The following is a 23,838-nucleotide window of genomic DNA, read 5'->3' on the forward strand; positions in this document are numbered from 1 at the left end:
ATGAGTTCATTATAAGCAAAGTTTAAGAGTTACTTTTGCAGCATGCAATTAACACATTATACCAAAGAATTTAAATACAATTGGAAGTTAGCAGCCCCTGTTATGTTAGGTATGTTGGGGCATACTTTTGTAAGCTTTGTAGATAATATTATGGTGGGGCAATTAGGAACGGCCGAACTTGCTGCGGTTTCATTAGGCAATAGTTTTATGTTTATTGCTATGTCTTTAGGAATCGGGTTTTCTACAGCTATAACACCTTTAATTGCTGAAACGGATTCTGAAGGTGATTTTATCAAAGGAAAATCATCATTTAAACATGGTTTGTTTTTATGTACGGTTTTAGGTGTTTTACTTTTTCTAATGGTATTTTTTGCAAAACCGCTTATGTATTTAATGAAGCAACCAGAAGAGGTTGTTACGTTGGCAATTCCATATTTGGATTTAGTGGCAATTTCATTAATACCCTTAATTATTTTTCAAGGGTTTAAGCAATTTAGTGATGGTTTGTCTATGACTAGATACCCTATGTATGCTACAGTTTTAGCAAACATCTTAAACGTTATTTTTAATTATTTACTCATTTTTGGAAAATTCGGATTTCCAGAATTAGGCATAGTTGGGGCAGCTTACGGTACGTTAATTTCCAGAATCATAATGGTATGGTGTTTATGGTGGATTCTAAAAAATAAAGAAAAATCGAAACCTTTTGTGACCCAGATCAAGTTTTTTGTTTTGGAAAGATCAATGCTAAAAAAAATCATAAACCTTGGAGCACCAAGTGCCATGCAAATGTTTTTTGAAGTGGCCATTTTTACGGCAGCTATTTGGCTGAGTGGTTTGTTGGGGAAAAATCCACAAGCGGCAAATCAAATTGCATTAAACTTGTCATCCATGACATTTATGGTAGCTATCGGTTTAAGCGTCGCTTCCATGATTCGCATTGGAAACCAAAAAGGATTACAGAATTATGTTGAGTTAAGACGCATTGCTTTTTCTATATTTTTATTAGGCATTATTTTGGCTATTGGTTTTGCGATTTTGTTTTTTAGTTTAAATAATTTTTTACCAAAATTATATGTTGATTATAATGATGCTGAAAATTTAATTGATAATATGGAAGTGGTAAACATCGCCTCTAAATTATTGATTGTAGCTGCTATTTTTCAAATAAGCGATAGTGTTCAAGTGATTTTTTTAGGGGCTTTACGTGGACTTCAAGATGTTAAAGTTCCAACCATCATAACGTTTATTTCCTATTGGCTTATTGGGTTTCCGGTGAGTTGGTTTTTAGGCAAAGAAGATGCTTATGGCAGTATTGGTATTTGGTTAGGTTTGTTGGCAGGACTTTCAACTGCCGCTATTTTATTGTATATTCGATTTAATTATTTGACAAAAAAGTTAATTTTGTCCAACAACTAACAACCATCAACGAATAACCAATAACTAAACATGAGTCTTCCAAAATTTATTTTAGGTGATAACACCAATTATCCAAGTGCTATTTATGTCATTCATACCGAATTCCCCAGGTTTATTATTAATCTAGAAGACGATGAGGTAGAATGGTTTGAGGATTTTGATCAAGAAGATGAAAAGGAACTTGAGATGGAAACGGAGAACATGATTAAACTTGCCACCGAGTTTTACGATAGTGAAATAGCTAAATATGAAGAGTAATGCTTTTTAATTTTAATGAATGATTGATAAAATTATAGAATACGACAAGCAACTGTTCTTGTTTTTAAACAATTTAGGCTCTCCAACTTGGGACTTACTATGGTTAATTATTACGGACGAACTTACTTTTATTCCGTTGTATGCGATTTTATTGTTTTTGTTATATAAAAAGTTCGGAGTAAAAGTATTGTTGCTTTTTATTGTCATTGTTGCGGTCATGATCACTTTTACCGACCAAATCACCAATGTTTTTAAGCGTGGTTTTGAGCGTCCCAGACCGTGTAGGGCAGAAGGTGTTATGGAGTACACACGTTTTATAGCTAAACGCTGTGGACTTTATGGTTTTTTCTCTGGGCATTCATCAAATTCTATGGCAGCTGCTGTATTTGCTGGCTTGTTATTAAAGCCCTATTATAAAAACCTACTGATTGTTTTATTAATTTGGAGTTTTATAGTGGCTTACAGTCGAATTTATGTTGGTGTGCATTATCCACTGGATATTGTGTGCGGACTAACATTTGGCGCTATAACAGGATTCGCATTTTATAAGGTGAGCGTGTATATAATTCGACGTTATGTAGGAGAAATTAGATTAGATTCAGAGAATTAGGGACTGCATTAAATCTATAAGATTTTTATGCAACCTACCTTTATCGAAAAAATCACAAGATTTACTACTGTTCTTCTGGAACTTCTTCTATAGGTACGGCAACTTTCACATCATCCCAAGCCATGGTTAAGGACAAATCCCCTGTAGTACTATCAAAACCTATGGTAAATTGTTCAACCGTTTTGTCAAGTTTATGCACAGGCACTTCAACATCTAAAACATCATAATTCGGGTCCCACATCGGTTTCATTTCGGTATCTACACCCCAAGAATATTGTTTGGAATTAAAAATAACGGTCCAAACCGTGTCTTTTGGTACCGACCATAAGGTATATTTCCCTACTGGTAGAGGCATGCCGTTTATTTCAAGAGGCTTGTTGGTCTCAAAGGTCGTCGCTTCATTAGCTCCAGTTCGCCAAACTTCATTTAATGGCACTAAACCCCCAAAAATTTCACGTCCTTTTTTAGAGGGTCTGTTATAGAAAACCTCTAGTCTTAAATCGTTAAATTTATAAGCAATCGTGTCTTTAGGGCTCAATCGGGCTGAAAAAATGTTTTCAACAAAATAAGAATATAAAAATAGGCCTACGGCTATTAATGATAAAAAAATTAAAAGTCGTTTTAAAAAGGTGTTCATAAGCAATGTTTTATTTAATGGATAAAGATACTTTAAAAAGTATTAAATTATAAAATTCAAACGCAGATTTCATAGCTTTGATATACCAACACAAAAAAAAAATATGTTTTTTGCAACACGCCACTTTTTTTGTCGTCTTTTAAAATGAACTAACTTAAAACCAAAAGTAAGGCTAGCATGTTTCAAGTTGACATTATAGAACAATGTAAACAAAACAATAGGAAGGCACAATTGCAGGTATACAACCAGTACTGCAACGGGATGTATGTTGTTGCCAAACGATTTTTGAATGATGCTGCCGATGCTGAAGATGTTGTGCAGGAAGCGTTTATTAAAGCGTTTTCTAAACTAGATCAATATAAAGCGGAAGTTACTTTTGGGGCTTGGTTAAAACGTATTGTTATCAATAAAAGTATCGATTTTTTAAAATCCAAAAAGCAACATTTGGTTGCATTGGATGAGGTGCACCTGAAAATTGTTGATGCTACAAACGATGACAAATGGTTAGTTGACGATGCAATTACTATAAACGATGTAAAGGAAGCGATTAGTAAATTACCTGAGACCTATCAATATGTGGTAATGCTTTATTTAATTGAAGGCTATGACCATCAAGAAATTTCAGAAATTTTAAATATTACAGAAGTCGCTTCACGTACACAATTATCTAGAGGTAGAGTAAAATTACAAGAACTGTTAAAATTAAAAAAGAATGGCACGAGATATTAGGGACTTATTTAAAGATGAGGGGATACAACATGAAACCATGTATGAAAACCATCAAGAGAGATTTCTTAAAAAATTAGATAAGGCCTTGCCTGTTTCAAACAAACGCCACTTTAATTGGCTTCGAGTCGCTGCAAGTATTGTAGTGTTTTTGGGGTTGTCTTTTGGAGCTTACAATTATTTTAAAGCAACACCATTTGCAAATACAACGGTTGCTGAAACTAAACCTTTTGTTGTTAAAACGTTGGGCGATGTATCTCCAGGACTTAAAAAAGTGGAAGATTATTATTTGGCGAGTATCAATTTAGAATTGTCTAAAATGGCATACACACCAGAAACCAAAGATTTGTTTGATGGATATCTAGACCAGTTGGAAGGGCTTGATAAAGAATACCAACGTTTGTCTGTAGAATTAACAGAGTTGGGGCCAAACGAGTTAACCGTAAATGCCCTGATAGATAATTTAAAACTTCGTTTAAATCTTTTGTACCGTTTAAGATCGCAATTACAAGAATTACCTAATGATGTTGAAGACACATCAAAATCAATCTAAAAAAATCAAAAAATGAACAGTAAAATCATGAAACAATCCTTATTTGTGCTCAGCTTTTTTATAGTTGGAAGCATCATGGCGCAACAAAAATTAACCAAATTATCCCAATCCATTAAAGTGGACAACGGTGTAATTTTAAATTTAAATACCAGCAATTGCAATATCGAATTTGATACTTGGAACAAAAATGTTGTGGAGATTGAAGCCTATATTGAAGGTGAAAAACTTTCCAAAGAAGAATTGGAAAAAGCCCTAAAAGCATGGGGCGTTAGTGTAGATGCCACCTCCAAAGAGATTTCCATAACCACAAAAGGGAATGCGCCGGCTACTTGGATTCAAAACGATGGTCATCATGTTGATGTGAACGCCATCCTCGATGAGTTAAAATATAATTTGGCATATGCCCCAGAAATGAATTTCAACTTCGATTTTGATATGCCCGAAGTCCCAGAAATTCCTGAGATGCCCGAATTGCCCGAATTGCCCGAAGGCATCAATAACATACAATTTGATTATGAAGCCTATAAAAAAGACGGTGAAAAATATATAGAGCAATGGTCTAAAAATTTTGAATCGAAAATGGGTGATGATTACGCCAAAAAAATGGAAGCATGGGGCGAAAAATTCGGAAAAGAATGGGGTGAAAAGTATGGTAAACAAATGGAAGCTTGGGGCGAACGTTTTGCGGCACAAATGGAAGCCCGTGCCGAGCGTATGGAACATTTGCAAGAGCAACGAGAAGAGCAAAAAAAGCAAGTCATTATCATTAGGGAACAACGCGAAAATGAGCGTGAAAAAATAGCTAATGAACGTGAAAAACTGGCTAACGAAAGACGTATGGTTGTGGAGAAAATAATCAATACAGGATCCAACTCAAACGTTAAAAAAACGATTAAGATTAGATTGCCAAAAGATGCCAAAATTAAAGTGGACGTGAAACATGGCGAACTTAAATTTGTATCCAATGTGGATAATCTTAAGGCTAACTTATCGTACACCAACTTTATAGCAAATAGCATTAATGGAAGCAAAACTTCCATTAATGCATCTTATTCGCCAGTTAATATAGCATATTGGAATGTAGGCGAGCTTAACTTAAATTTTGTTAAGACTGCCGAGCTAAAAACCGTAAAACGCTTGGTATTGACCTCTAATTCCTCCAATGTAAAAATTGAAAACGTCACAGACAATGCGGTTATTAATGGCAGTATAGGCAATTTAAAAATCTTAAATGTAGGGGATGGGTTTACCAATTTAAATGTTAACCTTCAAAATAGCGATGCCGTTATTTCGCTTCCTAAAGTTGATTATAATTTCCAGTATAAAGGCACACGCTCTCGCTTAAAACACCCAAAAAAAACATCCAATGATAATGTGTCTACATTCTCAACAAACAATTCAAATACTAAAAAAACCATTGTGGTAAATGCGAAGTACAGCAACGTCGTTATGCAATAGTTTCTTATTTTTGAGGAAACACTTTTTCTATGTCCTCAACCCATTTTAAGGATTTTTTAAAAAACAGTAGTTCCAAACCACTTCGGGTGTTAAATCCCGACATTCCAAACTCAAAATACATTCCCATAGACCTGTCGGTAAATAATGCGCAACTCCATACTTTGGATGTTAGCAAGGTCTCTGTGTTGCAAAACTATATTCAAAACCAAGTCAACCAACACAGCGGACTGCTTGCATATGGTGGTTATAATGAAGTCAGGGATATTTACAAACGCAGCCATCATTTTAATGAAAACGGCGCTACCGAACGTAACATCCATTTGGGAGTTGATTTATGGATAGCAGCCGAAACACCCATATTTTGCCCTTTAGATGCCATAGTGCACAGTTTTAAAAACAACACCAATTTTGGTGATTATGGCCCCACCATTATTTTAAAACACACCATAAATGAGGTTGAATTTAACACCTTATACGGACATTTAAGCTTAGCGTCTCTAAATAATATAGAAACAGGAAAACCCATAAGGCAAGGCGAACCGTTTGCCACTTTGGGTGATACTACTGTAAATGGCGATTACCCACCACATTTGCATTTTCAAATCATAAAAGATTTACAGGGTTATAAGGGCGATTACCCGGGTGTTTGTAACAAAAAGGATTTGGAATTTTATTTAGATAATTGTCCGAATCCGGAGGTTCTTTTGAGGTTGGAATTATAAGGTTCATTTGACGTTTAGCGCACAAGTTTTCCTTGTGGTGAGACGAACTAAGTTTTCTCCGGCAAGTTAAAGTTTTTTTGAAAGGAAAATGTTCTGGCTAATAAAATCCAGCAATGAAACTTGTGCGTTGTTGTGTAATCATGCTTTTATCCCGTATAATCTGGGGAAACACATATTTTCCAGTATTCAATTATAATTTTCATCATCGCTTTGATTTGGTTATAGTCTGATGGCTTTATGAAAAATCCCTGTATTGATTTCGAGTATGCATCAATCACGTTTTTTTGTTCGGCAGTAGTTGTAAAAAATAAATAAGGGATAGATTTTATTTCGAGTTCCTTGTTTTCACGAACTTTATCTCTTAATTCCATGCCATTAAGTTTTGGCATATTAATGTCCGAAAAAATAATAAATGGTTTGATTTTCGTTGCAGTTAAATATTCTAAAGCTTTTTCAGATTCAGAAAAAAATATAATTTCATTGTTATAATCAAGACTTTTAAAAACGTCTGCTAAAATATCTTGATCTTCTAAGTCATCTTCAATAAAAATAATGGGACCTTGCTTATTCATTTTTTTTATAAAGGTAGGGTAATTTATTTATTCACAATTTTATGCATTATAATTTTAGCATGTTGCACAACTACAATAATATAAAACTGTTTTAATGTTTTAAATCAGTTAATTTAATATCTTTTTTGACCTTTTAATTAGGTCTTCGAGATCATGTTCTTCCTTTATGGTTTGCTTGCCGATATTTAAAACCATTTCAGCATGCTTGAGCACTGCTTTTTTGTGCTTTTCATTGGTTGTAAATCCACTTATGGTTGTCAATGCATCCATCAATCTTATAATAACAGAAGGACTTCCCCCTGAATACTGTCGAATTTGATTGTATGCAGCATCTAAAACACCTTCGAACTCTAAGGTGTCGGCAATAATCCTAAGAGTTCCTCCATCATCGAAACGGTATTTTGAAGGAAATTGAGCTTGGGCTAAATAGCACATAGTAGCCGAAAGGTTATCAATAGAGGTGATTGCTGTGAATGGGTCGTTAATTCCGGGAGAGAGCGCACGTGATGCTATTTCAACCATTTGGAGAATTGAAAATTCAAGATCTTGTTGAGAGGTTTTGATTTTTCCGATTTCTAACTGTTTAAAAATAGTTTCTAACTCCTCTTTTTCCCAAAGGTCATTTGAATAAAGCAAACCTATTTCCCCGCCTTGCACCAAATGCCTTCCTGGTCTAGGATATAACTCCAATAATGAATCTTTTTTGGTTATGATTTTTATTAAAGCTTCACTATCAATATATTGAAGATAACCGCTTTTAGGCGCTTTTATGTAAATGCGCTGTTTATAACCTGAAATCGTAGTAGAGATATCCAAGTTTTCTTCTTTTTTTACATCTCCCATTTTTTCAGGGAACAGCGTTTCTAGTTGTTTGAAGATAAAGTCTGAAATATCAGATATCACTTTATCTGCTTGAAGACTGATGGCAATCTGGTGGATAAAAACAATTAGTAAAATAATATTTGTTATAGCGGCTATAATGGCCACAAGTATGGATATAGAAGGTATGAACGTATAATCGTTGTCATCTTTTACTGCAATTAAAACAAGCAGACAATATAGGTAGGTTGAAATATACGATCCCAACACTACTTGATTGAGGCGCACATACATAAAATTTTTGATAAGTCGCGGGCCGAATTGCGATGAGGCGAGCGTCAAGACTACCAGTGTAATAGAAAAAACTGTGCCTGCTACACCCATCATCGCTGCAGAAATAGTGGATAATATACTGCGGGCGGAATCTGAACTGTTCACAAAAAAGAAGCGACCTATGCCGTCTTGTGAAAAATTGAAACTGCCATCAATATAGACCAGGCCTATTGATAACAGGATTGAAGAAATAATTATAATGACCGGAATAAACCAAAAAGTGGCTTTCAATTCACTCCATTTAAATATTAGTTTTTTCATTTATTCGTAATGCCATAGTTATAATAAATGAAAGGAAGTGTCTTTATCCATCTATTCCAGAGCTAATTTATATTGACCACCTTCTGCTATATTTTACATTGGCGACAACTACAATCCTATGAAGTCGTTAATATTTTATATTGGCAGTTACCGACACAAGTTCAATATATAAACGAAGATAGCTGTAAAATTTTACAAAACCAATACGGTTTGGGTAATAACAAAAAAATCCGTAAGGTTAATTACAGATTTTTAAAAGTGTGTATGTCATTATTAAAGGTTATTTATTGCCTTTAGTTGTTTTTTGTTTGTTTATTTCGTCTTGCAATTGGCGTCTTACTTTTTGCTCGCGTTCTACAGCTGTTTTGCGGTGTTCTTCAAATTCTTCTTCAATGTCCGCAAGGTTCTTTTTAGCTTGTCTTGTAATGGCATTACTGTTGTTGAATTTGTAAATAAATAAAGCTAATAAGGCCAATAAACAGCCAATAATAAGCCACATGATGGTTTTGTAACTGCCTTTACTCATTTGTGCGCCAAACAAGCCGATGTTATCTTTTTCACTTCGGGTGTTTTCCAAATTTGCTTGGGTGCTTTCTAAGCTCGATTTTAAATCGGAAATCTCCTTGGCTTGCGTATCAACAAGGATTTTGGTATCTGCTAAATCGTTATGTACGGCTTTTAAGGAATCTATGGTATGGGCTTTAAGGGTGTAAAGCCAGGTTTTTTTAACGACTTTGAAATCTTGGTAATTATTAGAGCGTGTTATAACATATTCAAATTGATTGTCTATGGATCCTTTATCTAAAGAGAGTTCATCTTCTTCTGTGTTATTTTGCGAAAATGCTGTAAAAGAACAGGTTAAAAGAACGGCTATAACTAGTAGGTATTTAATGCATTTCATCTAGGTAGATTTTAAAATGGTTATGTTTGGATTACGAAGTTAAAAAAATTATGCTTTAAAAGGACATATTTATAAAAAAAGCCTCAATTTATATGAGGCTTCTATATATACGAACGGAAATTTTAATTAGATGTTTTATCTAAAGCGATAAGTTATTCTTTCACCATTGTTTTTTACAATTCCAATACTATATGGGAATTTATAACCTCGATTTGATTTAAGGTTTTCAATATCCTCTATAGATTTTAATTCTTTACCATTTAAAGCAGTGACAATACTTCCTTCTTTAACGCCATCTTCTTCCCAATCTTCTTTATTGTCTTCATTTAAATTTATAATGACTAATCCATATTTTAAATCGTATTTTTTTAATTGCTCTTTAGAGGCATTCTTTAATGTGCCAATCACGGGTAAAATAGTAGTTTCATTTCTGGTCAACGTAACATTTACTGTTTTTAATTCGCCGTCCCTGTAAACTTTAAGAAGCACCTTATCGTTTACACGTTTAGCATTAATATGTCCCGTTAAATCGGCAAATTTAGATACTTTAATGTTATCAATTTCCTTAATAATGTCGCCTTTTTGAATACCAGCTTTTTCAGCTCCAGAGGCTTCGATCACACTATCTACATAAATACCTTCGGTATCCGTTACGCCAAATTCTTTAGACAATGCGCTATTTAAAGCAGTACCACTAATACCAAGAATCCCATTTTGTACATTGCCATATTCCATAATATCTTCTATAACCCTGCGGGCAATATTACTAGGTACAGCAAATGAATAGCCCACATAAGATCCTGTTTGTGATGAAATGGCTGTATTAATTCCTATAAGTTCACCTCTGGTATTTACTAATGCGCCACCAGAATTTCCTGGGTTAACAGCGGCATCTGTTTGAATAAAAGATTGAGAGCTAGTACCCGATAAATCCCTGGCTTTGGCGCTAATAATCCCCGCCGTAACGGTTGATGTTAAATTAAACGGATTTCCAACTGCCAATACCCATTCGCCTACTTTAACCTCGTCTGAATCAGCAAAGGTCACAAAGGGCAAATCCTCATCGGCATCAATTTTTAAAAGGGCAATATCTGTTTTGGAATCCGAACCTACTATTTCTGCCTTATAGGTTTTGTTGTTGTTTAACGTCACCGATAGTTCATTGGCATTGTTAATCACATGATTATTGGTAATAATATACCCGTCCGCATTTACAATAACGCCAGAACCTGTACCCATTTGAGCACGCGGGGTACTTCTTCCCATAAATAAATCTTGCATGGTCATTTGTCCGGAACTAATAGATACGTTTTTTACGTGTACCACAGCATTTATAGTATTTTCGGCAGCTAAGGCAAAATCGGGAGCCTCGCTTATTGCTGAAAGTCCAGCCACATTGCTAGTCGGTAAAAATGTTGGATTAGCAGATGCAGAGGTTACAATAACCTGGTTTTCCGGTTCTAAAAATAATTTGTAGGCACCAAGTGTTAAGGCACCACCTAATGCTGAAACCAACACTAATAATAAAATCTTCTTCATAATTTTCAGTTTTATTTTTAATTATAACGATTAAAATTAAAAATTTATTGAATGGAAATTTCAACTTTAACGACGATTTAACAATGAAAAAAACGGTTTTATATTCATATATTTGCCCTTCATTATGCAACAGGTTTTTTATAAATATCAAGGAACAGGAAACGATTTTGTGATGATTGATAATCGTCAGCAAACGTTCAATAAACAAGACACCAAACGTATTGCATTTTTATGTGACAGGCGATTTGGTATTGGAGCGGACGGACTTATTTTACTTGAAAATCATCCAGATTTAGATTTTAAAATGGTGTACTATAATGCCGATGGCAATGAAAGCAGCATGTGTGGTAATGGCGGACGTTGTTTGGTTGCATTTGCAAAGCATTTGGGCGTTATTACCGAAAATGCGGTTTTTGAAGCCATCGATGGTTTACACCATGCGGTTGTAGATGGTGACATTATTAGATTGCAAATGCAGGATGTTAATACCATAGAGAAACATTCAAAACACGTTTTTTTAAACACGGGTTCACCGCACCATGTACAATTTGAAGAGCAGATAGAAGATTTTGATATCAAAACAAAAGGCGCTACCATTAGATATGGTGAACCATATAATGAAGCAGGCAGTAACGTTAATTTTGTAAAAAAAATAAGTAATCAAATTTTTGCCGTCAGAACCTACGAACGTGGAGTAGAAGATGAAACGCTTTCTTGTGGAACTGGGGTTACCGCCGTAGCTTTGGCGATGCATGCTCTTAATGAAACTGATAAAAACCTGATAACCTTACAGGTTCAAGGTGGTGAATTACAAGTTAGTTTTGATGTTGAAAATGGAATTTACAAAAATGTATGGCTCATAGGGCCTGCAACGTTTGTTTATAAAGGGAGTATATGATAACATTAAAAGGAAGTGAGATATATTTACGTGCTTTAGAGCCAGAAGATTTGGAATTTGTGTATGCGGTTGAAAATGATGAATCTGTTTGGGAAATAAGCAATACCCAAACACCGTATTCAAAATTTTTGATTAAGCAATATCTTGAAAATGCCCATAAAGATATTTTTGAGGTAAAACAATTACGATTAGTTGTTTCGAGTTATGACAATAGACCATTAGGCTTAATTGATATTTTCGATTTCGATTTTAAAAACAGAAGGGCAGGTATTGGCATTTTAATTAAAGACTCAAAAGATAGAGATAAAGGCTATGGCAGGGAAGCTTTGCAATTATTGATCAATTATAGTTTTTCGCATTTGGGATTACATCAGTTATATTGTAACATTTCAGAAGAAAATAAAGGCAGCGTAAAACTTTTTACCAATCAAGGGTTTGTAAATGTAGGCCTTAAAAAAGATTGGAATCAGGTTAATGGCGCTTACAAAAACGAATATCTGTTTCAGCTTATAAATAATTAAATGTATATAAAGAAGATACTTTTGACCATCGTATTTATTGGTTTAGCAGTGGCAGCTTATTTTGCTTACTATGTTTATAATGCCATGTTTGTATCCAATACAAACTTTAATAATGATGTGGCCTATGTGTATGTGCCAACCAACGGCACCTATGCCGATGTAAGGGAACAACTGAAGCCACTTTTAAAAGATATTGATACGTTTGATGCTTTAGCGGAACAAAAAAAGTATGTCACTAATATAAAAGCGGGACGTTTTGCCATTAAAAAAGGCATGAACAATAACGATATTATTAATTCCATACGAAGCAATAATCTACCTATAAGACTGTCTTTTAATAATCAAGAATCACTTGAAAAACTAGCAGGACGCATCAGTGTTCAAATAGAAGCCGATAGCTTGTCGTTATTAAATACGATGAAGGACTCATCGTTCCTGCAAAAAAACAATTTCAACTTGGCTACGAGTTTGGGGATGTATATTCCAAATAGTTATGAGTTTTTCTGGAATACGTCTGCAGAGCAATTTAGGGATAGAATGTTGAAAGAGTATAACAGATTTTGGAACGATAGCCGAAAAGCAAAAGCCGAAGCCCTTAATTTATCGCCAAACCAAGTGATTGCTTTGGCATCTATTGTTCATGAAGAATCTAAAGCAGTTGATGAACAGCCAAGAATTGCTGGGGTATATTTAAATAGATTACGCATAGGAATGCCCTTGCAGGCAGATCCAACATTAAAATTTGCAGCCTATCAACTGCCAAAATACAAGAATACCATTATAAAACGCGTTTTGAACATTCATAAAGAGATTGACTCGCCTTATAATACTTATAAAAACTTGGGGTTAACCCCAGGTCTTATTGCCATGCCAGACGTCTCTGCCATTGATGCCGTTTTAAATTACGAAAAGCATGATTATCTTTATTTTGCCGCCGATGCGAAACGTTTGGGATATCATAAATTTGCAAAAACTTTAGCCCAGCATAATGTCAATGCGAGGGAATATCAAAGGTATTTGTCATCTCAAGGCATTAATAGATAGTGAGGTGTTCTAAACTTAAATATATCCTCCCTCTCTTTTTTGTTGCCTTTTTTTCATTTTCACAATCTAAACTAGACTCTTTTCTAACACCAAGCGATACCCTAAACAAACCAAGACGGAATGCCATTGTGATTGGCGAAGCGTCTATAATAGGAGTATCTTTAATCGGTTTGAACCAACTTTGGTATGCCGACTATCCTAAATCTAAATTCCACACGATTGATGATAGTGAGGAATGGCTTCAAATGGATAAAATAGGCCATGTTTTTTCTTCCTATCAAATGGGAAGAATGGGTGCGCAAGGTCTTAATTGGTCTGGTGTAAACAAAAAAGACCAATTAATATATGGAGCCACTTTAGGGTTTGGATTTTTAACTGCTGTAGAGGTTTTTGATGGTTTTTCTGAAGAATGGGGCTTTTCATGGACAGATGTTTTAGCCAATGCAGTGGGCACGGGATTGTATGTTGGACAAGAATTATTATGGGAAGAACAGCGAATGATGTTGAAATTTTCATTTCATCAAACGCAATATGCGTCGCAGCGTCCAGATAAGCTAGGCGACAGTTTTTTAGAGCAGGTTTTGAAAGACTACAACGGACAAACCTATTGGTTAAATATAAATCTGCATTCTTTTTTTAAACAAAGCAATATCCCTAAATGGCTTGATTTGTCAGTAGGCTATGGTGCTGACGGTATGTTGGAGGGGATGAAAGATGTTGACAATCAGTTGTTAACAAATAATGAGAGGGTTAGGCAGTTGTACTTAAGTTTTGATTTAAATTTGAGTAAAATAGAAACAAAGTCACGGGTATTGAGATCCATATTAGATGTTTTTAACGTAATTAAGTTGCCGTTTCCAGCCATTGAATTTAGTAAAAATGGGTATGTATTTCATCTATTGTACTATTAAAAAGAGCACATAAACGAGTAATTTTGAATTAACGATTAAAATGTGTAATTTTGCACCCTCAAATTTTCAGGTATATTTTTTATTAAATATGCTGAAGAAATTTAAAAAATTATGAAGAAAAGTATTGCAAGTTATCTGATTTTATCACTTACAGTATGTGTTCTATTGTATGTTTCGTTGTCTTCGACAGACACGATCGATTTAAGTAAATATTCAACAAAGGGCTTAGAGTTGAATTATACAGTGAGCCCAGAGCCAAATACTCACGAGAGCGATTTGGCATTAAACGAAGGAAACAGATTATTTTCACCTTATCTTGGGAAATCTTTTGTAGGATTTAAAGAGGCTTTAGCCTTTAAAGAATCCAGAGGTGATTATTTTTCGGTGAACACCTTGGGGTATTTAGGAAAATACCAATTTGGAACGGAAACCTTAAAGATGATTGGAATTTATAATCCAGCACATTTTTTAAGCAATCCAGAACTTCAGGAAAGAGCATTTATAGCTAATGCCGAGCGCAACAAATGGATTTTACGACGTGATATTAAAAATTTTGTTGGCAAAAAGATTAACGGCGTTGTTATTACGGAGTCTGGAATTTTAGCGGCAGCACATTTAGCAGGCCCTGGAAGTGTTAAACATTATTTAAGAAGTTACGGTGTTGATGATTATGAAGATAGTTATGGAACATCAGTTCAGTATTATATCAAAAAGTTTTCTGGATATGATACATCTTTTTTAAAGCCGAATAAAAAAGCTAAGGCAACTTCTATTTAAGAATTAAAATTTATGGATAATGAAAATGGTAGGTCTTTTATGAAGGTCTACCTTTTTTTTGTTCCATTCGTTTACGGAAAGTGTTTTTATGTACTCTGTTGGCAACGTGATATCACAAGCCACACAAATACTGGTATTTTTTTCTAAAATGTTGCAAATATCTTCCAGCATTTTATTGTTTCTATAAGGGGTTTCAATAAAAATTTGAGATTGATTTAGCTCAAAAGATAGGCGTTCCAATCGTTTAATTTCTTTTTTCCTTTCGTCTTTGTCTATGGGTAAATACCCATTAAATGTAAAGCTTTGTCCATTCATTCCAGAACCCATCATAGCCATTAAAATAGAGGATGGGCCTACTAACGGCACGACTTTTATATCTAATTGATGTGCTAATTTTACAACATCGGCACCTGGATCGGCTATGCCAGGGCAACCAGCTTCAGAAAGTAAGCCAACATCAATGCCTTTGCAGCAGGATTCTAAAAATTTGGGCAGTTCGGTATCGTCTGTATATTTATTTAGAAGATGTATTTTTAAAGCGGATTGTAATTTATCTGGAGTTATTTTTTTTATAAAATGCCGTGCTGTCTTTTCGTTTTCAACAATGAACGTGTTAGTTTGTTCAATGATGTTTTTTACAGTTAAAGGCAAAACTTCTAAAGGGTCGTTATCTCCTAGGGTTGTTGGTATCAGATATAATTTTCCTTTGGCAGTATTCATTTGGTAGCCTTTCTAATATGTTAATTTTTAAAAATAATTAAAGTAATGACTTAGCAATTGTCGAACATGCCTCATCTAACAGTTTATAAACGTTTTCAAATCCTTCACTGCCGCCATAATAAGGGTCGGGCACATCATAATTCTGATTCGGATATATTTCGTTTAATATGAGCTTGACCTTATCTTTATCATTCTCATGTCTTGCAAGCGCTATCACATGGTTATAGTTATACTCATCCATTACATAAATATAATCGAATGTGTCAAAATCCGCAACACCAAATTGCCTTCCTGATAAACCAGAAATATCCAATCCGTATTTTTTAGCGACGGCTATAGCACGTTTATCGGGTGGACTACCTATATGATAATGTGCGGTTCCAGCAGAATCAATTATGAATTTATTGTTTGGGAGTTTGGATTTTAAAATACCTTCGGCTAATGGCGATCGGCAAATATTACCTAAACATACCATTAAAATTTTAATCATTGAAAAGGGAATTTAAATAGAGAGTTTTTTGGTGATGTCCTCCACGTATTTTTTGAATTGCTTATCTGTAGAAGACAAGTTGTCAACAGTCTTACAAGCGTGAAGCACAGTGGCGTGATCTCTTTTTCCTATTTGGGAACCAATGCTGGCTAAAGAGGCTTTAGTGAATTTTTTAGCAAAAAACATGGCTAATTGCCTCGCTTGCACAATATGACGTTTTCTGGTTTTAGATTGTAATGTATCTATGTCCATTTGGAAATAGTCAGACACAATTTTTTGTATATAATCTATAGACACCTCACGTTTGGTATTCTTAACAAATTTCTCAACAATTTGTTTTGCCAAATCAATGGTGATCTCCTTTTTATTGAAAGACGATTGGGCGATTAAAGATATAATAGCACCTTCTAACTCTCTTACATTCGTTTTAATGTTTTTGGCAACATATTCAATAATATCGTCTGGCATTTCAACACCATCGCGATATAATTTGTTTTTCAAGATAGAAACACGGGTTTCAAAATCGGGGTTTTGCAATTCAGCTGAAAGTCCCCATTTAAAACGGGATAATAAACGTTGCTCAATATCCTGCATGTCAACTGGCGCCTTGTCACTGGTTAAAATAACCTGTTTGCCATTTTGGTGCAAGTGGTTGAAAATATGGAAGAACACATCTTGGGTTCCAGATTTTCCTGATAAAAATTGAACATCATCAATGATTAATACATCAATAATTTGGTAAAAATGAATAAAGTCATTTCTATTGTTCTTTTTTACTGAATCTATGTATTGTTGTGTAAATTTTTCAGCAGAAATATATAAAACGGTTTTTTCAGGATACTTGTCTTTAATATCAACACCAATAGCATGTGCTAAATGGGTTTTCCCTAAACCAACACCACCAAATATAAGTAACGGATTGAACGATGTGCCACCTGGTTTTGTCGCAACCGCTAAGCCAGCGCTTCTTGCCAAACGATTGGAGTCGCCTTCAAGGAAATTTTCAAAACTGTAATTAGGATTTAGTTGCGATTCAATTTTTACATTTCTAATGCCTGGAATCACAAACGGATTTCGCAATTCCGGATTTTTATTTTGGAGTGGAATATCAACTTCTTGTGATTTTAAGCCACTTCTATTAGAGCTTGGAATTTTTTCGGTAAAAGGATGTTTGTTACCATACGTGTTTTCCATTTTTATAATGTAAACAAGCTTGGCTTTTTCTCCAATCTCTTTAGTTAATGATACTTTTAGGATTTTTACATAGTGCTCTTCAAGCCATTCATAAAAGAATTTACTTGGCACTTGAATGCTTAAAGCATTGTCTGTAAGTTTAACGGGAATAATAGGCTCAAACCAAGTTTTATACGCTTGCGGTTGTATATTATCTTTTATGAATTCAAGACAGTTATTCCAGACCGATTGCGCAGTTACACTCATTATTGTATTTATGGTTTGTTTGTTAGTTAGTTAACGTAAAGAAGAATATTACTTTTTCCCCCTAATTATTGTTAGGCAAATATGTGAACAAAATTCTTAAAAAAAAAATGAAATAGTATTGAATTTTCAGAATTTTTTCATCATGTTTAACCCGTAGCCGAAACTACAAAAAATTATTTAATAAACCTTATGAAATTCGACAAAATACAAATAAGAGTGAGATATGGTGAAACCGACCAAATGGGGGTGGTGTATCACGGAAACTACCCATTATATCTTGAAATGGGGCGTATTGAGTGGTTACGAAAATTAGGGATTTCTTATAAAGATATGGAAGAAAGTGGTGTTATGTTGCCAGTAGTTTCTCTTTGCATAAATTATAAAAAATCAGCGGGTTATGATGATGTAATTAATGTAAAAACACAACTAAAAAATAAGCCCACGGCGAAGATTGAATTTGAGTATGAAATTACCAATGAAAAAGATGAAATTTTAACAACCGCTAGTACCATTTTGGTATTTATAGATATGAAAACGAACCGACCGGTGAAAGCCCCGCAATATATTTTGGATGCAATAGGCGATTAATTTTTTATTTCCGTAATTTTTATTTCGAAAAGATTATTGAATATGTCATAAAGGGATGGAGCATCTTTTTTCCTGACTGAAATATAGATGTTGCAGTCCAATGCCAATTTTTGGTTATTAATGGTAATGTTGTTTTCTTTGATGACCCGCATCACTTTATTCATATTCTTATATTCAAATGTGATGCAGAATTCAATATTGATGGTTTTTTCAACAATTTTAGAGGCTTCTAACGTCAATTGTGCAGTGGTTCTGTAAGCATTAATAAGTCCACTAACGCCCAATTTAACACCGCCAAAATAGCGAACCACAACGATTAGGATATTGGTAACATCAAAAGATTGTATTTGTCCATATATAGGCATGCCAGCAGAATTGTTGGGTTCACCATCATCATTGGCTCTGAATGATGTCGTTTCTGTTCCCAATTGGTAAGCAAAGCACCAATGTCTAGCCGCATGGTGTTTCTTTTTTAAAGCGTCTATATATTGTTTTACGTCGTTTTCACTTTGTATTGGATATGCAAATCCATAAAACTTACTATTTTTATCTTTGAATAAAATAGCCTCAGTAGGGGTTTCAATGGTTTTGTATGTGTCTTTTTCAGTCAAAAAAAGGGAATTAAAACAAGTGGCTTTTTACTTTAAAAAGCGTCGTAATATCTTCAGTTTCGGGGTTGATATGCCACGTATTTATATGTAAAGCGTTTGCGGATTTAATATTGTCTTTATTATCATCTACAAACAAACAGTCTTCAGCGTTTAAGTTATTTTTATTTAAAACAAATTCAAAAATATCCCGATTTGGTTTTCTTAAATGAATGTCGTGCGATAAATAAAATGCATCAAAGCAATTTTTGAATTCCTCATAAAAAGACACATTTTTTTTAATCCATTCGATATGAAGTTCGTTGGTATTGCTTAACAAAATCAATTTATATTTAGAGGTTTGTTTTAAATCCTTTATAAAATCCAAACGATGTTTCGGAAAATCTTTCAGCATAAAATTCCAAATACCAATAAGATCTTCTTCGGAAAGTTTGGGGAAGTTTTCAGTATAAAATTCCAAAAATTCGTCCGTAGAAATTAAACCTTGCTCATAAAAACTATTGAACGCCATCATTTCTTCTGAAAGTTCATCAATTTTAAAATGTTTGAAAGCATTTTGTGTAAAGCCTTCAATATCTAAATTGATGAACACATTACCAAAATCAAAAATAATCGTTTTAATCATTTCTATACGTTTTAAGAATATCGTCCATAATGTTTTCTTCAGAAATTAACCTGCCATGTAAAGGTGGTGCTTCAAGTCCTGAGTTGAATAGTGTGTTACCTGTAAAAACTCTAGCTTCATCCCATAAATTTTCATCAATAAACGTCTGTAGCATGTGTTTTCCACCTTCAATAATTACAGAGCTTATATTATTTTCATATAAGATATCACAAATTTGTGAGGCGACCTGTTTTGAGAAATCCATATCGTTTTTTGAGATGACGATTGTCTGGGCTTCGTAATTAAAAATGGCCAAGGTTTTAGGGAGTTTTAAATCTTTATCTACAACAATACGAATGGGATTTTGTCCCGTCCAATCCCTTACGGTTAAACTCGGATTATCCTGCAAAACTGTATTAGTGCCAATTAGAATGGCTTGTTCTTCGGTTCTCCATTTATGGACTAATTGTCTGGAATATTGGTTGCTAATCCAAACAGGTTTTTGCTCATTTTTTGTTTCAGGAGCTAGGAAGCCGTCCTTGGTTTCTGCCCATTTTAAAATAATATAAGGACGTTTTTTGTTATGGAAAGTGAAGAAACGTTTATGGTGTTCCCTGCATTCATCTTCTAAAACACCAACAGTTACTTTACAGCCAGCGTTTTTTAGTTTTTCAATACCTTTTCCGGCAACTTTAATATTGTCATCGATACATCCTATAACCACGTTAGGTATGTTGCTTTTATTGATGAGGTCGCTACAAGGAGGCGTTTTGCCAAAGTGGGAGCAAGGTTCTAAAGTCACATAAAGCGTCGCTTCTTTTAATAGATTTTTATCAACAACCGCATTTATAGCGTTTACTTCGGCATGGTTGCCGCCATAAGCACTGGTAAAACCTTCGCCAATAATGGTATTGTTGCGAACAATCACACAGCCTACCATAGGGTTGGGGCGCGTGCTTCCCAAACCATTTTTGGCAATCTCAATACAGCGTTTTATGTATTTTTCATGTATATTCATCCCGATAAATATCAGGACAAAAATAAGATTAAATAATGGGTATAAACAATATCATTATTAGAGAAATTCAACCAGGGGATAATCAGCAAATTGAGCAGGTAATACGCGATTGTTTTCACGAATTTAAAATCCCTTTGGAAGGGACTGCCTATTCGGATATTGAAACAACCAAGATGTTTGAATCTTATCAAAATGATAATGATGTTTATTTTGTTATTGATGCTAATGGAAAAGTGGTCGGTGGTGGCGGAGTTAAACCGTTAAAGGATTTCGAAACCGAGGTTTGCGAAATTCAGAAAATGTATTTTTCGCCAGACATTAGAGGAAAAGGATTTGGTAAACAATTATTCGAAACATGTTTACAGTCTGCAAAAAATTTAGGTTATAAACAATGCTACATAGAATCTGCACCACAACTAAAAGCGGCCATACACATCTATGAAAGTTATGGGTTTAAACATATTGCAGGTGCATTGGGAAATACAGGACATTATTCTTGTGGTGTTTGGATGATAAAAGATTTATGAAGCGAAAAGATATTCAAAATATATTTCATCAAGAATTAGATGTCATTTATAATAAAAATGAAGTTGATAGTTTCTTTTTTATCTTATTGGAATCCTTTCATAATATCACCAGAATTAAGTTAGCCATGAATCCTGAGTTAATGATAGATACTAATGAAAGACTTTTCAATGCATTAGAACGTTTAAAAAGCCAAGAGCCGATTCAATATATAATAGGAGATACCGAGTTTTTCGGACTGACTTTTAAAGTGAATCAACATGTACTTATACCGCGACCAGAAACGGAAGAATTGGTTGATTGGATACTAACCAGCCACCCAACACCTAATCCCGATAGCTATCGGGACCAACACCTAACTATTTTAGATGTGGGGACGGGTAGTGGCTGTATTGCTGTTTCATTAGCTAAAAATTTGAAAAAAGCTAAAGTTTATGCGCTCGATGTCAGTAAGGAAGCGTTAAACGTCGCTAGACAAAATGCTGAATTGAACCAGGTTGAAATCACATTTATAGAAGCTGATATATTAAAGACGGAAGACGGAAGGTGGAAGACGGATCGGGTTTCTGATGTAAAATTTGATGTTATTGTTTCAAATCCGCCTTATGTTCGGGAACAAGAAAAGGGACAAATGAAACCCAATATTTTAAATAGTGAACCGCATGTTGCGTTGTTTGTTACCGATGATAATCCGTTGCAGTTTTATAAAGCCATTATAACGTTTGCTGTTAATAATTTGAAGGACAACGGTTTGCTTTTTTTTGAAATTAATGAATATCTTGGCAATGATATGATACAGTTATTGAAAGATCATCACTTTACAAATATTGAATTAAAACAAGATGTCTTTAAAAAAGATAGAATGATTAAAGGTCAAATAGGACAATGAATAGTATTGAAGAACACATATTAAAGCTTCGTAACGAACTCAACGAGCATAATTATAATTATTACGTATTGGATAATCCAAGTATATCAGACTTGGAATTCGACTTGAAGTTAAAAGAATTAGAAGCTCTAGAACATCAACATCCAGAGTTTTTTGATATGAATTCTCCAACGCAACGTGTAGGAGGGGAGATCACTAAAAATTTTGAAACCATTCCGCACGAGCATCGTATGTATTCGTTGGATAACTCGTATTCCAAAGAAGATTTATTGGATTGGGAAACCCGAATACAAAAGATGATTGATGGAGATATTCAATATGTATGCGAATTAAAATATGATGGGGCTTCCATTAGTTTGACTTATGAAAATGGTATTTTAACAAAAGCAGTTACTAGAGGTGATGGTTATCAGGGGGACAACATAACGGCCAATGTAAAAACCATTAAATCGGTTCCGCTTAAATTGAAAGGTGATTATCCGTTAAAATTTGATATTCGAGGTGAAATTATTTTACCGATTGATGGGTTTAACAAAATGAACGAAGAACGTATTGAGATTGGAGAAGAACCTTATAGAAACCCTAGAAACACAGCTTCAGGAAGTTTAAAGTTGCAAGATAGCTCTGAAGTGGCTAAGCGCCCTTTAGACTGCTTGCTTTATAATTTAACAGGTCATCATTTAGGGATTCAGACGCAATTTGAAGGTCTACTTAAAGCTAGGGAATGGGGTTTTAAAGTGCCCAATGCTTCAAAATTAGTCTATTCCATCGATGAGGTATTGGACTTTATATCGTATTGGGATGTAAATCGACATGATTTGCCTTATGAAACGGATGGTGTTGTTATTAAGGTTAATAGTTTAGACCAACAAGAAGAATTGGGTTATACGGCAAAATCACCCCGATGGGCCATGGCATATAAGTTTAAAGCAGAACGCGTTTCTACAAGACTTAATAGTATTTCTTATCAGGTGGGGCGCACGGGTGCTATTACACCCGTTGCCAATTTAGAACCCATAGAATTGGCTGGAACTATTGTAAAAAGAGCGTCGTTACATAATGCTGATCAAATTGAGAAATTAGATATTAGGGTAGGCGACGAAGTGTATGTTGAAAAGGGTGGTGAAATCATTCCAAAGATTATTGCAGTAGATTTAAGTTTACGTCCATTTCATTCCACACCAACCGAATACATCACCAAATGTCCTGAGTGTGAAACACCATTAGTCAGACAAGAAGGCGAAGCGCAACATTATTGTCCGAATTACAATGGCTGTAAGCCTCAAATTATTGGGAGGATTCAGCATTACATATCGAGAAAAGCCATGGATATTGAAGGTTTAGGGGGCGAAACCGTGGCGCTTCTTGTTAACCAAGGCTTGATTGATAATTATTCAGATTTATACGAATTAACCAAAGAGCAGATTGTTCCTTTAGAGAGAATGGCTGAAAAAAGTGCCGATAATTTAATTTCAGGCATTGAACAATCTAAAAGTATTCCATTTGAAAGGGTTATGTATGCTTTAGGCATTCGGTATGTGGGAGAGACTGTTGCAAAAAAATTAGCAAAACATTATAAATCTATTGATGCGATTGCCATAGCTTCTATAGATGATTTGGTAAATGTAGATGAAATAGGGATTAAGATAGCCCAAAGTGTGGTTGAGTTTTTTGTTTCAGAAAAGAATACTTACATTGTAGGGCGTTTAAAACAATTTGGTATTCAGTTGGAAATGTCAGCCGAACAACTTGTTGGTCAGACAAATAAACTCGAAGGTCAAAGCATTGTTATCTCTGGAGTTTTTGAGACGCTTTCAAGAGATGAGCTTAAAAAAATTATAGAAGATAACGGCGGAAAAGTAAGTAGTTCTATTTCTTCTAAAACCAGTTTTATTGTTGCTGGCGACAATATGGGACCAAGTAAAAAGAAAAAAGCAGAAGATTTGAATGTTTTATTATTGAATGAATATGAATTCTTACAAAAAATTACATAATTT

General features: G+C 34.5%; 27 protein-coding genes. 16 read left to right on the plus strand and 11 right to left on the minus strand.

Annotated features, from left to right (window positions below; translation table 11 throughout):
- The first annotated feature begins 42 nt into the window (after positions 1-42).
- Genes CSW08_RS11010 through CSW08_RS11020 form a run of 3 tightly spaced genes read left to right on the plus strand, consistent with a single transcriptional unit; the run spans position 43 to position 2,287 of the window.
- Positions 43-1,419 carry an MATE family efflux transporter gene (locus tag CSW08_RS11010; RefSeq protein WP_106659941.1) on the plus strand — a complete coding sequence of 459 codons (1,377 nt, stop codon included), beginning with the start codon at positions 43-45 and terminating at the stop codon, positions 1,417-1,419.
- A 30-nt stretch (positions 1,420-1,449) separates the two neighbouring features.
- A complete protein-coding gene (locus CSW08_RS11015; protein ID WP_106659942.1) occupies positions 1,450-1,677 on the plus strand; it encodes a hypothetical protein in 228 nt (75 codons plus the stop codon).
- 19 nt (positions 1,678-1,696) lie between these two features.
- Entirely contained in the window at positions 1,697-2,287 is a 591-nt protein-coding gene (locus tag CSW08_RS11020) for a phosphatase PAP2 family protein (protein ID WP_106659943.1), read from the plus strand.
- Positions 2,288-2,351: 64 nt separating this feature from the next.
- Here CSW08_RS11020 and CSW08_RS11025 read toward each other — a convergent pair whose 3' ends face one another.
- Positions 2,352-2,924 carry a DUF2911 domain-containing protein gene (locus tag CSW08_RS11025; protein ID WP_106659944.1) on the minus strand — a complete coding sequence of 191 codons (573 nt, stop codon included), beginning with the start codon at positions 2,922-2,924 and terminating at the stop codon, positions 2,352-2,354.
- A 177-nt stretch (positions 2,925-3,101) separates the two neighbouring features.
- Here CSW08_RS11025 and CSW08_RS11030 point away from each other — a divergent pair, with 177 nt between their 5' ends.
- Genes CSW08_RS11030 through CSW08_RS11045 form a run of 4 tightly spaced genes read left to right on the plus strand, consistent with a single transcriptional unit; the run spans position 3,102 to position 6,383 of the window.
- Positions 3,102-3,653, plus strand: a complete 552-nt coding sequence (locus tag CSW08_RS11030; RefSeq protein WP_106659945.1) for an RNA polymerase sigma factor — start codon at positions 3,102-3,104, stop codon at positions 3,651-3,653.
- Positions 3,637-4,203, plus strand: a complete 567-nt coding sequence (locus CSW08_RS11035) for a hypothetical protein (protein WP_106659946.1) — start codon at positions 3,637-3,639, stop codon at positions 4,201-4,203. The genes CSW08_RS11030 and CSW08_RS11035 overlap by 17 nt, the downstream gene beginning before the upstream one ends.
- Positions 4,204-4,215: 12 nt before the next feature.
- Positions 4,216-5,661: a hypothetical protein gene (locus CSW08_RS11040; RefSeq protein ID WP_106659947.1), complete on the plus strand. Its 1,446-nt coding sequence runs from the start codon at positions 4,216-4,218 to the stop codon at positions 5,659-5,661.
- 29 nt (positions 5,662-5,690) lie between these two features.
- Entirely contained in the window at positions 5,691-6,383 is a 693-nt protein-coding gene (locus tag CSW08_RS11045; protein WP_106659948.1) for a peptidoglycan DD-metalloendopeptidase family protein, read from the plus strand.
- A gap of 146 nt (positions 6,384-6,529) precedes the next feature.
- Here CSW08_RS11045 and CSW08_RS11050 read toward each other — a convergent pair whose 3' ends face one another.
- The 4 genes from CSW08_RS11050 to CSW08_RS11065 form a co-directional block, all read right to left on the minus strand.
- Complete coding sequence (locus CSW08_RS11050) at positions 6,530-6,955, minus strand: response regulator (RefSeq protein WP_106659949.1); 426 nt, start codon at positions 6,953-6,955, stop codon at positions 6,530-6,532.
- A gap of 108 nt (positions 6,956-7,063) precedes the next feature.
- Positions 7,064-8,368 carry a DUF2254 domain-containing protein gene (locus CSW08_RS11055; protein WP_106659950.1) on the minus strand — a complete coding sequence of 435 codons (1,305 nt, stop codon included), beginning with the start codon at positions 8,366-8,368 and terminating at the stop codon, positions 7,064-7,066.
- Positions 8,369-8,648: 280 nt separating this feature from the next.
- Entirely contained in the window at positions 8,649-9,269 is a 621-nt protein-coding gene (locus tag CSW08_RS11060) for a tRNA (guanine-N1)-methyltransferase (RefSeq protein WP_106659951.1), read from the minus strand.
- Positions 9,270-9,404: 135 nt separating this feature from the next.
- The gene (locus CSW08_RS11065) at positions 9,405-10,808 is read right to left on the minus strand and encodes a trypsin-like peptidase domain-containing protein (RefSeq protein ID WP_106659952.1); all 1,404 of its coding nucleotides are present in this window, start codon (positions 10,806-10,808) and stop codon (positions 9,405-9,407) included.
- A 124-nt stretch (positions 10,809-10,932) separates the two neighbouring features.
- Here CSW08_RS11065 and dapF point away from each other — a divergent pair, with 124 nt between their 5' ends.
- From dapF to CSW08_RS11090, 5 genes are all read left to right on the plus strand, one after another.
- Positions 10,933-11,706 carry a diaminopimelate epimerase gene (gene dapF, locus CSW08_RS11070; protein ID WP_106659953.1) on the plus strand — a complete coding sequence of 258 codons (774 nt, stop codon included), beginning with the start codon at positions 10,933-10,935 and terminating at the stop codon, positions 11,704-11,706.
- A complete protein-coding gene (locus tag CSW08_RS11075) occupies positions 11,703-12,227 on the plus strand; it encodes a GNAT family N-acetyltransferase (protein WP_106659954.1) in 525 nt (174 codons plus the stop codon). The genes dapF and CSW08_RS11075 overlap by 4 nt, the downstream gene beginning before the upstream one ends.
- Positions 12,228-13,271 carry an endolytic transglycosylase MltG gene (gene mltG / locus CSW08_RS11080; protein ID WP_106659955.1) on the plus strand — a complete coding sequence of 348 codons (1,044 nt, stop codon included), beginning with the start codon at positions 12,228-12,230 and terminating at the stop codon, positions 13,269-13,271.
- A complete protein-coding gene (locus CSW08_RS11085) occupies positions 13,271-14,182 on the plus strand; it encodes a DUF2279 domain-containing protein (RefSeq protein ID WP_106659956.1) in 912 nt (303 codons plus the stop codon). Before mltG ends, CSW08_RS11085 begins: the two co-directional genes overlap by 1 nt.
- A 111-nt stretch (positions 14,183-14,293) precedes the next feature.
- The gene (locus CSW08_RS11090; protein WP_106659957.1) at positions 14,294-14,959 is read left to right on the plus strand and encodes a peptidoglycan-binding protein LysM; all 666 of its coding nucleotides are present in this window, start codon (positions 14,294-14,296) and stop codon (positions 14,957-14,959) included.
- A 3-nt stretch (positions 14,960-14,962) separates the two neighbouring features.
- Here CSW08_RS11090 and CSW08_RS11095 read toward each other — a convergent pair whose 3' ends face one another.
- From CSW08_RS11095 to dnaA, 3 genes are read right to left on the minus strand one after another with little or no spacing between them, the layout of a single operon-like run.
- Positions 14,963-15,679, minus strand: coding sequence for an SAM-dependent methyltransferase (locus CSW08_RS11095; RefSeq protein ID WP_106659958.1), 717 nt, complete (start codon positions 15,677-15,679; stop codon positions 14,963-14,965).
- Positions 15,680-15,716: 37 nt separating this feature from the next.
- Positions 15,717-16,169: a low molecular weight protein-tyrosine-phosphatase gene (locus tag CSW08_RS11100; RefSeq protein ID WP_238987249.1), complete on the minus strand. Its 453-nt coding sequence runs from the start codon at positions 16,167-16,169 to the stop codon at positions 15,717-15,719.
- Between the two features lie 12 nt (positions 16,170-16,181).
- Entirely contained in the window at positions 16,182-17,609 is a 1,428-nt protein-coding gene (dnaA, locus tag CSW08_RS11105) for a chromosomal replication initiator protein DnaA (protein ID WP_106659959.1), read from the minus strand.
- A gap of 189 nt (positions 17,610-17,798) precedes the next feature.
- Here dnaA and CSW08_RS11110 point away from each other — a divergent pair, with 189 nt between their 5' ends.
- A complete protein-coding gene (locus CSW08_RS11110) occupies positions 17,799-18,197 on the plus strand; it encodes an acyl-CoA thioesterase (RefSeq protein WP_106659960.1) in 399 nt (132 codons plus the stop codon).
- Here CSW08_RS11110 and CSW08_RS11115 read toward each other — a convergent pair.
- The 3 genes from CSW08_RS11115 to ribD are packed head-to-tail and all read right to left on the minus strand — an operon-like array spanning position 18,194 to position 20,427.
- Positions 18,194-18,808, minus strand: a complete 615-nt coding sequence (locus tag CSW08_RS11115; protein WP_106659961.1) for an IMPACT family protein — start codon at positions 18,806-18,808, stop codon at positions 18,194-18,196. The genes CSW08_RS11110 and CSW08_RS11115 overlap by 4 nt on opposite strands.
- A 10-nt stretch (positions 18,809-18,818) precedes the next feature.
- The gene (locus CSW08_RS11120) at positions 18,819-19,430 is read right to left on the minus strand and encodes an HAD family hydrolase (RefSeq protein ID WP_106659962.1); all 612 of its coding nucleotides are present in this window, start codon (positions 19,428-19,430) and stop codon (positions 18,819-18,821) included.
- Positions 19,423-20,427, minus strand: a complete 1,005-nt coding sequence (gene ribD, locus CSW08_RS11125) for a bifunctional diaminohydroxyphosphoribosylaminopyrimidine deaminase/5-amino-6-(5-phosphoribosylamino)uracil reductase RibD (RefSeq protein WP_106659963.1) — start codon at positions 20,425-20,427, stop codon at positions 19,423-19,425. Before ribD ends, CSW08_RS11120 begins: the two co-directional genes overlap by 8 nt.
- 35 nt (positions 20,428-20,462) lie before the next feature.
- Between ribD and CSW08_RS11130 the strand changes: the two genes are divergently transcribed.
- Genes CSW08_RS11130 through ligA form a run of 3 tightly spaced genes read left to right on the plus strand, consistent with a single transcriptional unit; the run spans position 20,463 to position 23,835 of the window.
- Complete coding sequence (locus tag CSW08_RS11130; RefSeq protein ID WP_106659964.1) at positions 20,463-20,954, plus strand: GNAT family N-acetyltransferase; 492 nt, start codon at positions 20,463-20,465, stop codon at positions 20,952-20,954.
- Positions 20,951-21,841 (plus strand): peptide chain release factor N(5)-glutamine methyltransferase, encoded by an 891-nt coding sequence (gene prmC / locus CSW08_RS11135; protein ID WP_106659965.1) that lies wholly within the window; start codon positions 20,951-20,953, stop codon positions 21,839-21,841. The genes CSW08_RS11130 and prmC overlap by 4 nt, the downstream gene beginning before the upstream one ends.
- Positions 21,838-23,835 carry an NAD-dependent DNA ligase LigA gene (ligA, locus tag CSW08_RS11140; RefSeq protein ID WP_106659966.1) on the plus strand — a complete coding sequence of 666 codons (1,998 nt, stop codon included), beginning with the start codon at positions 21,838-21,840 and terminating at the stop codon, positions 23,833-23,835. The genes prmC and ligA overlap by 4 nt, the downstream gene beginning before the upstream one ends.
- The last annotated feature ends 3 nt before the right edge of the window (positions 23,836-23,838 follow it).

This window comes from Confluentibacter flavum, assembly GCF_002843175.1.
Taxonomy (GTDB): Bacteria; Bacteroidota; Bacteroidia; order Flavobacteriales; family Flavobacteriaceae; genus Confluentibacter; species Confluentibacter flavum.